15 protein-coding genes and 1 pseudogene are annotated in these 13933 nt (G+C 58.7%); 7 read left to right on the top strand and 9 right to left on the bottom strand.

The window, feature by feature from the left end; all coding sequences use genetic code 11:
• Positions 1–8 precede the first annotated feature (8 nt).
• Positions 9–476, top strand: coding sequence for a recombination regulator RecX (gene recX / locus JJD74_RS10680; protein ID WP_115146419.1), 468 nt, complete (start codon positions 9–11; stop codon positions 474–476).
• Positions 477–530: 54 nt separating this feature from the next.
• Here recX and JJD74_RS10675 read toward each other — a convergent pair whose 3' ends face one another.
• Positions 531–1649: a TIGR00730 family Rossman fold protein gene (locus JJD74_RS10675; RefSeq protein WP_200613582.1), complete on the bottom strand. Its 1119-nt coding sequence runs from the start codon at positions 1647–1649 to the stop codon at positions 531–533.
• A gap of 352 nt (positions 1650–2001) precedes the next feature.
• Here JJD74_RS10675 and JJD74_RS10670 point away from each other — a divergent pair, with 352 nt between their 5' ends.
• The gene (locus JJD74_RS10670) at positions 2002–2196 is read left to right on the top strand and encodes a hypothetical protein (protein WP_003222272.1); all 195 of its coding nucleotides are present in this window, start codon (positions 2002–2004) and stop codon (positions 2194–2196) included.
• Here JJD74_RS10670 and JJD74_RS10665 read toward each other — a convergent pair whose 3' ends face one another.
• Positions 2197–2622 (bottom strand): PA3611 family quorum-sensing-regulated virulence factor, encoded by a 426-nt coding sequence (locus tag JJD74_RS10665; protein ID WP_042557929.1) that lies wholly within the window; start codon positions 2620–2622, stop codon positions 2197–2199.
• Between the two features lie 189 nt (positions 2623–2811).
• Here JJD74_RS10665 and JJD74_RS10660 point away from each other — a divergent pair, with 189 nt between their 5' ends.
• The 3 genes from JJD74_RS10660 to JJD74_RS10650 all read left to right on the top strand — a co-directional run bounded on the left by JJD74_RS10660 (position 2812) and on the right by JJD74_RS10650 (position 4869).
• Positions 2812–3558: a tRNA-uridine aminocarboxypropyltransferase gene (locus JJD74_RS10660; RefSeq protein WP_200613810.1), complete on the top strand. Its 747-nt coding sequence runs from the start codon at positions 2812–2814 to the stop codon at positions 3556–3558.
• A 223-nt stretch (positions 3559–3781) separates the two neighbouring features.
• The gene (gene erdR / locus JJD74_RS10655; protein ID WP_200613577.1) at positions 3782–4432 is read left to right on the top strand and encodes a response regulator transcription factor ErdR; all 651 of its coding nucleotides are present in this window, start codon (positions 3782–3784) and stop codon (positions 4430–4432) included.
• Positions 4433–4506: 74 nt separating this feature from the next.
• Complete coding sequence (locus JJD74_RS10650; protein ID WP_042557932.1) at positions 4507–4869, top strand: diacylglycerol kinase; 363 nt, start codon at positions 4507–4509, stop codon at positions 4867–4869.
• Here JJD74_RS10650 and JJD74_RS10645 read toward each other — a convergent pair.
• On the bottom strand, positions 4866–5792 hold the full coding sequence (locus JJD74_RS10645; protein WP_200613574.1) for a LysR family transcriptional regulator: 927 nt from the start codon (positions 5790–5792) through the stop codon (positions 4866–4868). The genes JJD74_RS10650 and JJD74_RS10645 overlap by 4 nt on opposite strands.
• A gap of 146 nt (positions 5793–5938) precedes the next feature.
• Here JJD74_RS10645 and fpr point away from each other — a divergent pair, with 146 nt between their 5' ends.
• A complete protein-coding gene (gene fpr, locus JJD74_RS10640) occupies positions 5939–6718 on the top strand; it encodes a ferredoxin-NADP reductase (RefSeq protein WP_003443014.1) in 780 nt (259 codons plus the stop codon).
• Between the two features lie 174 nt (positions 6719–6892).
• Here fpr and tsaA read toward each other — a convergent pair whose 3' ends face one another.
• From tsaA to rimO, 6 genes and pseudogenes are all read right to left on the bottom strand, one after another.
• On the bottom strand, positions 6893–7591 hold the full coding sequence (gene tsaA / locus JJD74_RS10635) for a tRNA (N6-threonylcarbamoyladenosine(37)-N6)-methyltransferase TrmO (RefSeq protein WP_042557935.1): 699 nt from the start codon (positions 7589–7591) through the stop codon (positions 6893–6895).
• A gap of 183 nt (positions 7592–7774) precedes the next feature.
• Positions 7775–8062: pseudogene (locus tag JJD74_RS10630) on the bottom strand (SDR family oxidoreductase); the annotation flags it as partial.
• A 176-nt stretch (positions 8063–8238) separates the two neighbouring features.
• On the bottom strand, positions 8239–8706 hold the full coding sequence (locus JJD74_RS10625) for a DUF1456 family protein (RefSeq protein WP_042557936.1): 468 nt from the start codon (positions 8704–8706) through the stop codon (positions 8239–8241).
• A gap of 75 nt (positions 8707–8781) precedes the next feature.
• A complete protein-coding gene (locus JJD74_RS10620) occupies positions 8782–9492 on the bottom strand; it encodes an rRNA pseudouridine synthase (protein ID WP_042557937.1) in 711 nt (236 codons plus the stop codon).
• Between the two features lie 188 nt (positions 9493–9680).
• A complete protein-coding gene (locus JJD74_RS10615) occupies positions 9681–10154 on the bottom strand; it encodes a GNAT family N-acetyltransferase (protein WP_200613571.1) in 474 nt (157 codons plus the stop codon).
• A 203-nt stretch (positions 10155–10357) separates the two neighbouring features.
• Positions 10358–11695, bottom strand: coding sequence for a 30S ribosomal protein S12 methylthiotransferase RimO (gene rimO, locus JJD74_RS10610; protein ID WP_042557939.1), 1338 nt, complete (start codon positions 11693–11695; stop codon positions 10358–10360).
• A 349-nt stretch (positions 11696–12044) separates the two neighbouring features.
• Between rimO and JJD74_RS10605 the strand changes: the two genes are divergently transcribed.
• Positions 12045–13886: a potassium transporter Kup gene (locus JJD74_RS10605; RefSeq protein WP_442793282.1), complete on the top strand. Its 1842-nt coding sequence runs from the start codon at positions 12045–12047 to the stop codon at positions 13884–13886.
• Positions 13887–13933 lie beyond the last annotated feature (47 nt).

Below are 13933 nucleotides of genomic sequence, written 5' to 3'. Positions count from 1 at the left end.
GTCTTTGAATGACACTTGTACTCGATACCCTCGTCGCGGTGCGGCGAACCGCCATGGACCTGCTCGCACGTCGCGAGCACGGTCGAGTCGAGCTGACGCGTAAACTGCGTCAGCGCGGCGCTGAGGCGGAAATGATCGAAACAGCCCTCGACCGTTTGACGGAAGAAGGGTTGCTTTCCGAAGCCCGTTATCTTGAAAGCTTTGTTTCCTACCGAGCCCGTTCCGGTTATGGCCCTCTGCGAATTCGCGAGGAGCTGAGCCAGCGTGGTTTGCAACGTGCCGATATCGAACTCGCCCTGCGCGAAAGCGGTATCAGCTGGCAGGAGCAACTTCAGGAAACCTGGCAGCGGAAATTCTCCGGGCATTTGCCGATTGATGCTAGGGAACGGGCCAAACAAGGCCGCTTCCTGGCGTATCGGGGCTTCTCGATGGAGATGATCAACCGCTTGTTCAGCGGCAGAGGGATGGACGATTGAACGGTTGAAACGAAACGGCCCGCTATGAAAATAGCGGGCCGTTTTTTTTTGCCTTCAAATTACCTTGGAAGATTCTCGGCTGCGTTGGGCGGTTTGCGGTTGGGAATGGGCCCAGTTTTCCGGCAAGTTGATGTAGTCCACCAACTCCCTCAAGCGCCCTTGATTGCGGGCGGTAAAGGCAAAAGCCAAGCGCGACAGATGACTGAACTGGGCGTCGTCGTGTTCTTCGCCGCTGTAGGCATGCTGATGGAAATGGCCGCTCAAACACAGATCAGCAAAGGCTTCCTGCATATGCTCCAACGCCTGATCGCTGAGCTTGTGATTCATGCGAATCACGAATTGCCCCTGGAGCCAGCGACTGGAGTGGAAGTTGCTATAAAACTGGGTGATCTGTTCCACCGCTTCCTCGACGGTGTAGACCAATCGCATCAGCTTCATGTCGGTCGGCAGGATGTAGTGGTTTTCCTCCAGTTGCTGGCGGATGAAATCCATCGCGCCTTGCCAGAACGTACCGCCCGGTGCGTCCAGCAGTACCACCGGAACCAGTGGGCTTTTGCCGGTCTGGATCAGTGTCAGCACTTCCAGTGCTTCATCCAGCGTGCCGAAGCCACCCGGGCACAGTACCAATGCGTCGGCCTCCTTGACGAAGAACAGCTTGCGGGTGAAGAAGAAGTGAAACGGAAGCAGGTTGCCGGTACCGTCCACGGTCGGGTTGGCATGTTGTTCGAAAGGCAGGGTGATGTTGAACCCGAGGCTGTGATCACGCCCTGCGCCTTCATGGGCGGCGGCCATGATGCCGCCACCGGCACCGGTGATGACCATCATGTCCGAACTCGCCAGTTTCGCGCCGAGTTCTCGGGCCAATGCATACAGCGGATGCTCGACCGGCGTGCGCGCCGAGCCGAACACAGTGACCTTGCGTCGGCCCTTGAATTGTTCCAGAACCCGAAACGTCTGCTCCAGCTCGCGCAGAGCTTGCAACGTGATCTTGGCGTTCCAGCGGTTGTGGTCTTCCTGGGCCATGCGCAGCACAGTCAGGATCATGTCTCGGTAGATGGGAATATTTGGACTGTTGGTGGAAACACGGTTGAGTTGTTCTTCGACCTGGCTGATGAGGTCGGGGCCGCTTTCCTGAAAATGACGGCTGAGCAGGTCATTCGGTTGGTAAGGCATTCAACGTCTCCTTCTGCACAGAGCGGGTCGCCCTGACATGCGGCGTCAGGGTTGCGCTGCGAAAACACACAATCGACAGTTCCTTTTCCTGCCGCTGACAACTGATCGTGAATACTCTGAATCTAGACCCTTGCGCGTGATTGCGCTGAGTTGATCATTGCGCTGCAGCGCGGCGGATAGCAATCGCTTGTTGATTGTCCGGTCGATGATTTCACCGTTCGTCCGAACGTGCGCCGAACGGCAAACCCTCTGATTAACTAACCTACAGGCACCTTGCTACAACTTGGTATTACTGACCGTACGCAAGGAGCAAGCTATTCAAGGATTTGTGGGTAGCAGGGAGGCGTGATACGTGGCCAGAGTGATTCTGGAAATCGATACGCAGCTGTATCGGATGTTGAAGGCGTCAGCCGAGACCAATCAGGTGAGTCTCGAAGAGGAGTGCTGCCGAAGGTTGGCAGGCGGGGAGCGGCGTTCTCGTTATTTACAGGCCTTGGTGGCCGAATTGCGCGCCGAGGATGAACAGCGGCGCGCCAATTCGCGATGATTACTTCTTTTTCGCCGGAGCGGCTTTCGGGCAATCCGAATCCTGGTAGCTGGCAGCGCCAACAGCCTTGTTGGTTTTCACTTCGGTGAATTCGTAACGCATGATCGCGCCTTTGGCCATCAGCTTGCGGAACGATGGGTTGTTGCAAACCGACGCACCCAACTGGAAATACACGGCTTTGGGGTCTGCGCGCATTTTGTCGGCGTGGCTCTTTTGTACGCTCAGGTGATTGATCAACTGAGTGCCTTCAACGGTATAGCCCTGATCAAGAATGTCTTCGTTGATTGCCCGTGGCGTGCCGACGCTGCTTTGGGCGGCGACGTTGCGCAGCTCTCTGTTCAGATTCTGCTCACTCAAGGATGCAGCTTGAGCGGTGAAGGACGACGCCAGCAGAATGGCAGCGGTGGGAACGATAAGGCGCAGCATGAAACTCTCCTGGTTCAGTGACTGGTGTTTCGACCAGCCACGTGACTGTGCGTTCAGTGGCGGCGAATTATAGGGGAGCCGGTCTGGACGGTACAGGTTTGTCCTTGTCGCTCTGGTAAACTTCCGGTCTTTATTGCCCTGCCGAGTGTCGTTCGTGTCGAGTTTCCCTGCTGTGTGGCGCCGCCCGTGATCCATCATGCCCCCAACGCCGTAGCCCGCTTGCGTGATCAGCGCGAGGACGAGGGCATCAAGCCGATTCAGGCCCGAGGCTTTCGCTCCGAGCGCTGCCGTGACTGTCGGGTAATCATCAGTCATTGCCTGTGCGCTTGGCGGCCAAGCGTCGACTCCCGCTCGGGTGTGTGCCTGATCATGACCGGCAAGGAAGTGTTCAAACCGAGCAACACCGGTTGGCTGATTGCTGATGTGGTACGGGATAACCACGCATTCATCTGGTCACGTACCGAGCCCGACCCGCAGATGCTGGCACTGCTCAATGACCCACAGTGGCAGCCGTATCTGGTGTTTCCCGGGGAATATGTCGAGCCGTCGCGGGTGACCAACACCGTCGAACTCGAAAGCGGCAAGCGCCCGCTGTTTATTCTGCTGGACGCGACCTGGACGGAGGCGCGCAAGATCTTCCGCAAGAGCCCGTATTTTGAGCGCTTGCCGATTCTCAGTCTGCTGCCCGACAAACTGTCGCGCTACCGGTTGCGCCGCTCGACCCGCAGTGAGCACCTGTGCACCGCCGAAGTCGCGGCGCTGTGTCTGGAACTGGCAGGTGACAGCGACGCAGCGTCGGCGCTGGACGCTTATTTCGATGTGTTCAGCCAGCATTATCTGGGCGCCAAACAGCAATTGGATATGAATGAATCGACGCCGGCCCACGCCGAGCTGCAACCCTTTATACGAAAGCCGCAGGCGGTCTTGGCCCAATAGTGGCCCATACTGCACATCGCGGCGACCGTGTTGCTTGACCACCCCGTCTTCGCTGGGCATGCTTGGCGCCGATTAGGGTGCTGCCAAGGTTTGAAACGCCGTGTTTGCTGGTTATTGGCGTTGAACGTGCCCCTGTGGATGCCGCTACAAGCGGCATCTTGAGTTGCTTTGGCCAGAGCCGACTAGACCGGGTCTGCCATCAAAAAACAGGATCATTTGAAAAATGGCCACATACGACATCCTGATTGCCGATGATCACCCCCTGTTTCGTAGCGCCCTGCATCAAGCAGTGACGCTGGGCCTTGGCCCGGGTGTACGGCTGGTGGAAGTGGCGAGCATCGCCGAACTGGAAACGCGTCTGACAGAAAAGGCTGACTGGGATCTGGTCCTGCTGGATCTGAACATGCCCGGCGCTTTCGGGTTTTCCGGGTTGGTGATGTTGCGCGGCCAATACCCGCAAATTCCGGTGGTGATGGTCTCGGCGCAGGAAGAAGCCTCAGTGATGGTCAAATCCCGCGAGTTCGGCGCCAGTGGCTTTATTCCCAAGTCCAGCGACCTCAGCGTGATTCAGGAAGCCGTGCGCAAAGTACTCGATGGCGATGTGTTCTGGCCGCCGCAAGCTTTTGAAGCGGTCAGCGTTTCTGCCGAAGCCAAAGCCGCCAGCGATGGCCTGGCCAGCCTGACCCCCCAGCAGTTCCGCGTATTGACCATGGTCTGCGAAGGTCTGTTGAACAAGCAGATTGCCTATGAGTTGAGTGTGTCGGAAGCGACCATCAAGGCTCATGTCACGGCGATCTTTCGCAAGCTGAATGTGCGTACCCGAACTCAGGCTGCATTGCTTCTGCAACAACTGGAGTCAATTCCGAGCCAGTAATGGCTGGCGCGTTCACGCTTTTTTGACTTTGGTTGATCTAGCTTTCCCACTCCTTTTTGGTTGGTTTCTACTTTATGTCACCTTTCAAGGGCCAGACCGGCCTGAAACGCATTCTCAACGCTTCCGGTTACTCGCTGGATGGTCTGCGCGCAGCCTTCACCGGCGAAGCGGCATTCCGCCAACTGGTGCTGCTCAATGTGGTGCTGGTGCCACTGACGTTTTTCCTGAATGTCAGCCGTGTTGAACAGGCGCTGTTGATCGCCGTGTGTCTGCTGGCGCTGATCGTCGAACTGCTGAACTCGGCAGTGGAAGCGGCCATCGACCGCATCTCGCTGGAGCTGCACCCACTGTCCAAGAACGCCAAGGACATGGGCAGCGCCGCGCAATTCGTGGCGTTGAGCATGATCGCGCTGGTGTGGGCAGTGATTCTGCTTTAAGCGATAGTCGGCAAGACGATCTCGTCGCTGCGCTGAACACCCGCGGTGAAAGCGCGGCACAGCTCGAGAAATTCGCGCATGGCCGAGGTCTGGTACTTCTGTTTGTGCCAGATGAAGTAGAACTGCCGCGCCAGATCCATATCTGGCGTTTCCACCGCCACCAGGCTGCCGCGCCGGAATGCATCACGCAATGCCAGCCGCGAAATGCAGCCAATCCCCAGCCCCGATTCCACCGCGCGTTTGATCGCTTCGGTGTGTTCCAGCTCAAGTCGGATATTCAGCGCGCTGCGATGGTGACGCATGGCCTGATCAAACGTCAGGCGCGTGCCGGAGCCTTGTTCGCGCAGAATCCACGCCTCGTGCGTCAACTCCTCCATGTTCGCGCTACCGCGTTTGGCCAGTGGATGCTGCGGCGCGCAGAACACCACCAGTTCATCCTCGACCCAGCTTTGCACTTCGATGTCCGGGTGGCTGCAATCGCCTTCGATTAGACCCAGATCAATTTCATAGTGAGCGACCTGTTGCACGATGTTAGCCGTATTCTGCACGTGCAACTTCACCTGGCTTTCCGGATGGCGTTGCATGAAGCTGCCGATTAGCAGGGTCGCCAGGTAATTGCCGATGGTCAGCGTCGCACCGACTGCCAGTGAGCCGAAACCGGACTTGCCGTTGAGCAGGTCTTCGATCTCTTTGGCCTGATCAAGCAGGGCCACCGCTTGCGGCAACAGCTGTTTGCCGAGAGCGTTGAGGCTCAGCCGTTTGCCGGCGCGGTCGAACAGCTGGCAGCTGGACTGGCGTTCCAGTTCGGTGATCGAGGTGCTCGCCGCCGATTGTGAGAGGTTGAGCAGACCCGCAGCACGGGACACGCTTTCCTGCTGGGCGACGGCGACGAAGACTTGCAGTTGACGGAGAGTAAATCGCATATCGATATAACCGATAACCCTTATCTTAATAATCCAGTTAACAGATATTGTCGTCGCTATTAGAATGCGATGCAATTGCGCACCGTCGGCCTGCCATCATTGGCTTCAAGAGACGCGCAGACCCAATATCCAGGAGTCAAACGTACATGAGCAACATGAACCACGAGCGTGTCCTCAGTGTTCATCACTGGAACGATACCCTGTTCAGCTTCAAGTGCACCCGAGACCCGGGCCTGCGCTTCGAGAATGGGCAGTTCGTGATGATCGGCCTGCAACAGCCAAATGGCCGCCCGCTTATGCGCGCTTACTCGATCGCCAGCCCGAACTGGGAAGAGCATCTGGAATTCTTCAGCATCAAGGTGCCTGATGGCCCGCTGACTTCGCAGTTGCAGCACCTGAAGGAAGGCGACGAGATCATCATCAGCAAAAAGCCTACGGGCACGCTGGTACTGGATGACCTGAAACCTGGCAAACACCTTTACCTGCTCAGCACCGGCACCGGTCTGGCGCCGTTCATGAGCGTGATCCAGGATCCCGAAACCTACGAGCGTTTCGAAAAAGTGATCCTGTGCCACGGTGTTCGCTATGTGAATGAAGTCGCCTACCGCGAATTCATCACCGAGCACCTGCCACAGAACGAGTTCTTTGGCGAAGCGCTGCGCGACAAGCTGATCTACTACCCGACCGTGACCCGCGAACCGTTCGAGAACGAAGGTCGCCTGACCGATCTGATGCGCAGCGGCAAGCTGTTCAGCGACATCGGCCTGCCGCCGATCAACCCGCAGGACGACCGCGCCATGCTGTGCGGCAGCCCGAGCATGCTCGACGAGACCAGCGAAGTGTTGAACAGCTTCGGCCTGAAAGTCTCGCCGCGCATGCGCGAGCCGGGTGATTACCTGATCGAGCGTGCGTTCGTCGAGAAGTAAGACACATTCCCTATGGGAGCGAGCCTGCTCGCGAATGCGATCTGTCATTAACATTTATGTTGGCTGACACAACGCCTTCGCGAGCAGGCTCGCTCCCACAATGGGTGTTGTGGTGTGACAGCAAAAAGCCCGCGTTGCCTGAGAAGGCGGCGCGGGCTTTTTCGTTTTCGGGGTTTATGCGTGGGCGGGGATGACTTCGAGGACGCGAATCTGCTCAGGCACGGGGTAATGCCAGCGCACATCCAGATCCCAGAATTGTGCGCCGTATTCACGCTCCGGCGCTGGCGTCTGATACGCCGGGCGCGGATCCTGCGCCAGACACTGCTCGATCAACTCAACCAATGGCTCGGCCAGGCGCTGTGCGTGTGTGTGCGCTTGTTGCAGCGCTGTGTCCGTCCACTGCACGTCAATCAGTTGCGGCGCAGCGCTGGCGATGCTGTTGGAGGCGTCGGGGATGATGTCGGCGTAAGGCACGTAAGGTTTGATGTCGAGAATCGGCGTGCCGTCGAGCAGATCTATACCTGAGATGAACAGGCGATTGGCTTCGACCTTGTCCAGTTTCACCACGGATTGGCCAATGCCATTCGGGCGGTGGGTGGCGCGAGTGGCGAACACGCCCATGGACTTGTTGCCGCCGAGCCGGGGAGGGCGCACTTTCAGACGCGGTTTTTCTTCCAGAGCCTGATGGAACAGGAACAGCAGCCAGACGTGACTGACCTGTTCCAGACCCTGCACAGCGTCACCCTGATCGAACGGCGGCACCAGTTCCAGCACGCCACGGGCGGCGGGTGCCAATTGCGGTTGGCGCGGGATGGCGAACTTCTCCTTGAAGCAGGAGCGGACGAAGCCGATGGGGGAGACGCTGTAAGTCATGGTTTGAGGTCAGAAGCGGGATCAGGGCGGGCATGATAACCCTTCCAACCTCAAGTCTGGTGTTGGCAGGGCTGACGCCATCGCTGGCAAGCCAGCTCCCACAGGTTGTGTGGTGCACAAAATAACGGAAACGCTCGAGAACCTTGTGGTAGCTGGCTTGCCAGCGATAGCTTCACCGCCGATTCAGAGGCTGAACCCGCCATCCAAAGGAATGATATTCCCGGTCATATACGCCCCTGCCGTACTCGCCAGACTGATCGCCAGCGCCGCCATCTCTTCCTCTCGCCCCCAACGCTTCATCGGAATCAGCGCCGTGTCCTCGGCCAATGCCTGCTCATCGTTGCCAATATGTTGGGTCATCTTGCTCGGAAAGCGGCCCGGTGCGATCACGTTGACGTTGATGTGCTGGCTCACCAGTTCGCGTGCCAGAATCCGTGACAACTGATGCAAGGCTGCCTTGCTCGGCCCATTGCCGATACCACGAGTTCCACCGGTCACCAGAGCGGTGCGGCCTTGCAGGGAAAAGTACGGGTGCATGGCGAGTCCTGAGTGTTAGGGATCAATACACTCTAGGCCATGCGGCCAGCTGCGAGTGGCAAGCTACAAGCTACAAGTAAGAGCTTGCAGCTCGCGGCTCGTAGCTGGTTTTACGCTCTCACGCGCAGCGTGAGGCCCTTGAGGAAGTTGCGCAGCAGTTGATCGCCGCACGGACGGTAGTTGGTGTGGCCAACCTTGCGGAACAGCGCGCTCAGCTCAGGCTTGGACACCGGGAACTCGGCAGCCTTGAGGATTGCGTGCATGTCGTCTTCTTTCAGTTCGAAGGCCACACGCAGCTTTTTCAGAATGATGTTGTTGGTCACCGGCACTTCGATCGGCTGCGGCGGACGGCTTTCGTCCTTGCCACGTTTGAAGATCACCAGGCCGTCGAGGAAGTGCGCGATGACTTCGTCCGGGCAGCGCACGAAGCCTTCTTCGTCTTCTTCTTTCTTGTCTAGGTATTTCACCAGGTCTTCGAGGGCGATTTCCATGCCGCCGGTCTTGGTGATTTCAATGACTTTCTTGTCGCTGATGTCGAGCATGTAGCGCACGCTGCGCAATACGTCGTTATGAATCATGTGAGCAATCCTGATCTTTCGCTGTGGGCATCGCGCGGGGCGCTGCCGAAAATGTGGGGCGGCAAAACAGAGTCGTCAGAACTTCTCTTTGCCGGACATGTAGCGCCATTGGCCGACTGGCACCTTGCCGATGGACACACCGCCAATGCGGATGCGGCGCACGCTGATAACCTTCAAGCCAACGGCCTGGCAGAGCTGGGCAATGATCCCTGGCTGCGGGTTTTTCATGGCGAAGCGCAGGCGGTTTTCGTTCTGCCAGCTGGCTTTGACTGCCGGCAACTCCTTGCCCTTGTGGGTGAGGCCGTGGGTCAAGCGGTTGAGGCCGTGAGCGACCATATCGCCCTCTACTTCAACCACGTATTCCTGCTCGATCTTGGCGGAGTCGGCGGTGAGCTTGCGCAGGATTTTCCAGTCCTGGGTGAATACCAGCAGACCGCTGGCATTGGCCTGCAGGTCGGCGCTGGTGCTCAGGCGCAGGAAGTGCCCGCGCAACGGGCGTTTGCCGTAGCGGTGCTCTTCGCTCAGGGTTTCGGCGCTGATCAGCTGCATTGCGCTGTCGGTATCGATGCCGGCCGGCACGTTGAGCAAAATAGTGACGGGCTCAGGCGCGGTGGCCTTGGCGTCTTTGTCGAGCTCGACCTTTTGGCCTTCGACCTTGAATTGCGGCTCGTCGATGACTTCGCCGTCCACGGTGACCCAGCCGCCCTCAATGAACAGTTCGGCCTCCCGGCGGGAGCAACCGACCAGTTCGATGAGGCGTTTGGAGAGGCGAATCGGGTCAGTCATGACAGGGCCGTAACAAAAAAGGGGTGTGCATTGTACCTGTGTGGCGCCGGTTAAGCCCGGTTCCATTTCGGTGCGTTCGCATTACTTGTGGGAGCTGGCTTGCCAGCGATGGCATCACCTCGATGTATTTGTCAGACCGCGGCGTCTGCATCGCTGGCAAGCCAGCTCCCACAAGGATCTATGTTGTGTCAGCCGTTACCCGAGCGTTGCTCGGTTTGGCGCAACCGCATATGCAGCAGCGGAAACGGCTGGCCCATGCCATCGACTTCCGAGCGTCCGATCACTTCGAAACCCTGCTTGAAGTAAAACCCCAACGCTTGCGGGTTCTGTTCGTTGACGTCCAGTTCGTCGGCGTTCAGGTGCTCCATGGCGTAACGCAATAATCGCTTGCCCAGGCCTTGGCCGCGGTGTGCGGGGTCAATAAACAGCATCTCGATCTTGCCTGCTGCAACACCGGCAAACCCGGTGATGCGCTGGTGGCTGTCCTTGGTGCAGATCAGCATTACCGCGTCGAGGTAGCGGGTCAGCACCAGTTTGCGCAGCAGCTCGATGTAGCTGTCGGGCAGAAAATCGTGGGTCGCGCGGACCGAGGCCTCCCAGACCTGGGTCAGTTTCTGATAATCGCTGAGTTTCGGCGTGTGGATGACCGAATGGTGGCGCATGCGCGTTTGCCTCTTGTCCGTTTCAAGGGAGTCCATCCCCCGGTAAACGATAGCCGTAAAAAAGCCCCGCATCTTCAAGAAAAGAGCGGGGCTTTCTGACGCGGCGAAAAAATCCTGAGCTGCCGAAGGCTGCGATCTTTTGATTTTAAAAAACAAGATCAACAGATCGCAGCCTGCGGCAGCTCCTACAGTGGTGTGCTGTGTTAGATCTGCTCGGCCCACAAATCGTATTCGTCAGCATCCGTCACTTTGCACCAGACCTTGTCGCCCGGCTTTAGGTTGCTGCCGTTATCGATGAACACGTTGCCGTCGATCTCCGGGGCGTCGAAGAAGCAGCGGCCGACCGCGCCTTGCTCGTCGACTTCGTCCACAAGCACTTCGATTTCGCGGCCAATGCGCAGTTGCAGGCGCGCCGAGCTGATGGCTTGCTGGTGCGCCATGAAGCGGTCCCAGCGATCCTGCTTGACGTCGTCCGGCACGATGTCCAGGTCGAGGTCATTGGCCGGTGCGCCTTCAACCGGCGAGTACTGGAAGCAGCCGACGCGGTCAAGCTGGGCTTCGGTCAGCCAGTTCAGCAGGTACTGGAAGTCTTCTTCGGTTTCGCCCGGGAAGCCGACGATGAAGGTCGAACGGATGATCAGGTCCGGGCAGATTTCACGCCAGTTCTTGATCCGCGCCAGGGTCTTGTCTTCAAACGCCGGGCGTTTCATCGACTTCAACACTTTCGGGCTGGCGTGCTGGAACGGGATGTCCAGGTACGGCAGGATCTTGCCGGCGGCCATCAACGGGATCAGCTCGTCGACATGCGGGTACGGGTAAACGTAGTGCAGACGCACCCAGACGCCCAGCGTGCTCAGCGCTTCGCAGAGTTCGGTCATGCGGGTTTTCACCGGCGCGCCGTTCCAGAAACCGGTGCGGTATTTCACATCAACGCCGTAGGCGCTCGTGTCTTGCGAGATCACCAGCAGCTCTTTGACGCCGGACTTGACCAGTCGCTGGGCCTCGTCGAGCACATCACCCACGGGACGGCTGACCAGTTTGCCGCGCATCGAGGGGATGATGCAGAAGCTGCAGCTGTGGTTGCAGCCTTCGGAAATCTTCAGGTAGGCGTAGTGGCGCGGAGTCAGCTTGATGCCTTGCGGCGGCACCAGATCGATCAGCGGGTTGTGATCTTTGCGCGGCGGCACGACGTCGTGCACAGCGTTGACTACCTGCTCGTACTGCTGCGGACCGGTCACGGCCAGCACGCTCGGGTGCACGTTGCGGATGTTGCCTTCTTCTACGCCCATGCAGCCGGTGACGATGACCTTGCCGTTTTCCTTGATCGCTTCGCCGATCACTTCCAGAGATTCAGCCTTGGCCGAATCGATAAAGCCACAGGTGTTGACCACCACGACGTCGGCGTCCTGATAAGTGGACACCACGTCATAGCCTTCCATGCGCAGCTGGGTCAGGATCCGTTCGGAGTCGACCAGCGCTTTCGGGCAACCCAGGGATACGAAGCCAACCTTTGGATTGGCTGGCGCAGGAGTGGTGGACATGTCTAACCTCGGTATTTTGTGACGTCGATTGCCTGACGCGGGAATCGGCGGATGGGCGCTTAGGGCGCGCCTCTGATCAAAAAGTGCGCAATTCTATCGACGAGCAGCTCTCTTGACCAGCTTTATGCAGGGAAATACGACGAGTGCTGCGCTATGCTTCGCGCCGTTGCGCTTTACTGAATTTTTACAGTCAAGAAAACGTCTGTTACAAGGCGTAAAAACGCGCATGCTGCACCACAAAGCATAGTGCTTCATTCGAAGAAGCCGGTCTGGAATCAGGAGTTGTTGGATGGGTCAGGCAAGTAGTCACGCGGCAGGCGCCGAGGGTTCGGCCTCTAAACCGCTGAGCATGCTGGTCGCGGCGGTCGGGGTGGTTTATGGCGACATCGGCACGAGCCCGTTGTACACCCTCAAAGAAGTGTTTTCCGGCGGTTACGGTGTGCCGGTCAATCACGATGGCGTGCTGGGCATTCTGTCGTTGATCTTCTGGTCGCTGATCTGGGTCGTGTCGATCAAATACATGATGTTCGTGCTGCGCGCCGATAACCAGGGCGAGGGCGGGATCATGGCACTCACCGCGCTGGCGCGGCGAGCAGCGGGGGAACGCAAGAAGCTGCGGTCGTTGCTGGTGGTCTGCGGACTGATCGGTGCGGCGCTGTTTTACGGCGACAGCATGATCACCCCGGCGATTTCCGTTCTGTCGGCGATTGAGGGTTTGGGCCTGGCATTCGATGGCATTGATCACTGGGTGGTGCCGCTGTCACTGGTCGTGCTGGTTGCGTTGTTTCTGATTCAGAAGCACGGTACGGCACGCATCGGCATTCTCTTCGGGCCGATCATGGTCACTTGGTTCCTCGTGCTCGGCGCCCTCGGTGTCTACGGCATCAGCCACTCGCCTGAAGTGCTGCACGCGATGAACCCGATGTGGGCGGTGAATTTCTTCGTCGTCCATCCTGGTATGGGCGTGGCTATTCTCGGCGCTGTGGTGCTGGCGCTGACCGGTGCCGAAGCGCTGTATGCCGACATGGGACACTTCGGCCGCAAGCCGATTGCCCGTGCGTGGTTCCTGCTGGTGCTGCCAGCGCTGATGCTCAACTACTTCGGTCAGGGCGCCTTGCTGCTGGAAAACCCGGAAGCGGCGCGTAACCCGTTCTATCTGCTGGCGCCGAGCTGGGCGTTGATTCCGCTGGTCGGGCTGGCGACGATGGCCACGGTGATTGCCTCGCAAGCGGTGATTTCCGGCGCGTTCTCCCTGACCCGTCAGGCGATCCAGCTCGGTTACATTCCGCGCATGTACATTCAGCACACCTCCAGTGACGAGCAGGGCCAGATCTACATCGGTGCGGTGAACTGGGCGTTGATGGTTGGCGTGGTGCTGCTGGTGCTGGGCTTCGAGTCGTCCGGCGCGCTGGCCTCGGCCTATGGCGTGGCGGTGACGGGCACCATGTTGATGACCACCATTCTGGTGTCGGCAGTCATGCTGCTGCTGTGGAAATGGCCACCGATCCTCGCGGTGCCGGTGTTGCTCGGCTTCCTGCTGGTGGACGGTCTGTACTTCGCCGCCAACGTGCCGAAGATCGTGCAGGGCGGTGCGTTCCCGGTGATTGCCGGTATCGCGCTGTTCGTGCTGATGACCACCTGGAAGCGCGGCAAGCAGTTGCTGGTCGAGCGTCTGGACGAAGGTGCGCTGCCGCTGCCGATCTTCATCAGCAGCATCCGCGTGCAACCGCCGCATCGCGTGCAGGGCACCGCGGTGTTCCTCACTGCGCGTTCCGACGCCGTGCCACACGCTTTGTTGCACAACCTGTTGCATAACCAGGTATTGCACGAGCAAGTGGTGCTGCTGACGGTGGTTTATGAAGACATCCCGCGCGTACCACCATCCCGGCGTTTCGAGGTGGATGCCTTCGGCGACGGCTTCTTCCGGGTCATCCTGCACTTCGGCTTCACCGACGAGCCGGACGTGCCGCAGGCACTGAAGCTGTGCCATCTGGATGATCTGGACTTCAGCCCGATGCGCACGACGTACTTCCTCAGCCGTGAAACGGTGATTGCCTCGAAACTCGAAGGCATGGCGCGTTGGCGTGAGGCGTTGTTCGCGTTCATGTTGAAGAACGCCAACGGCAACCTGAGGTTCTTCAATCTGCCGTTGAACCGGGTGATTGAGTTGGGGACGCAAGTCGAGATGTAATCCCCGCCCCATTGAAAAGCCCCCGTCAGCCTAGTGGCTGGCGGGGG

It is taken from the genome of Pseudomonas sp. MF6776, from assembly GCF_016613125.1.
Lineage (GTDB): Bacteria > Pseudomonadota > Gammaproteobacteria > Pseudomonadales > Pseudomonadaceae > Aquipseudomonas > Aquipseudomonas iridis.
This window is presented reverse-complemented; position numbering and strand designations above follow the sequence as displayed.

Excerpts from the sequence above, each read along its gene's own strand:
- recX (WP_115146419.1), top strand. The coding sequence starts at position 9 with ATGACACTTGTACTCGATACCCTCGTCGCGGTGCGGCGAACCGCCATG.
- JJD74_RS10675 (WP_200613582.1), bottom strand. The coding sequence starts at position 1,649 with ATGCCTTACCAACCGAATGACCTGCTCAGCCGTCATTTTCAGGAAAGC.
- JJD74_RS10665 (WP_042557929.1), bottom strand. The coding sequence starts at position 2,622 with ATGCTGCGCCTTATCGTTCCCACCGCTGCCATTCTGCTGGCGTCGTCC.
- erdR (WP_200613577.1), top strand. The coding sequence starts at position 3,782 with ATGGCCACATACGACATCCTGATTGCCGATGATCACCCCCTGTTTCGT.
- JJD74_RS10650 (WP_042557932.1), top strand. The coding sequence starts at position 4,507 with ATGTCACCTTTCAAGGGCCAGACCGGCCTGAAACGCATTCTCAACGCT.
- JJD74_RS10645 (WP_200613574.1), bottom strand. The coding sequence starts at position 5,792 with ATGCGATTTACTCTCCGTCAACTGCAAGTCTTCGTCGCCGTCGCCCAG.
- fpr (WP_003443014.1), top strand. The coding sequence starts at position 5,939 with ATGAGCAACATGAACCACGAGCGTGTCCTCAGTGTTCATCACTGGAAC.
- tsaA (WP_042557935.1), bottom strand. The coding sequence starts at position 7,591 with ATGACTTACAGCGTCTCCCCCATCGGCTTCGTCCGCTCCTGCTTCAAG.
- JJD74_RS10625 (WP_042557936.1), bottom strand. The coding sequence starts at position 8,706 with ATGATTCATAACGACGTATTGCGCAGCGTGCGCTACATGCTCGACATC.
- JJD74_RS10620 (WP_042557937.1), bottom strand. The coding sequence starts at position 9,492 with ATGACTGACCCGATTCGCCTCTCCAAACGCCTCATCGAACTGGTCGGT.
- JJD74_RS10615 (WP_200613571.1), bottom strand. The coding sequence starts at position 10,154 with ATGCGCCACCATTCGGTCATCCACACGCCGAAACTCAGCGATTATCAG.
- rimO (WP_042557939.1), bottom strand. The coding sequence starts at position 11,695 with ATGTCCACCACTCCTGCGCCAGCCAATCCAAAGGTTGGCTTCGTATCC.
- JJD74_RS10605 (WP_442793282.1), top strand. The coding sequence starts at position 12,045 with ATGCTGGTCGCGGCGGTCGGGGTGGTTTATGGCGACATCGGCACGAGC.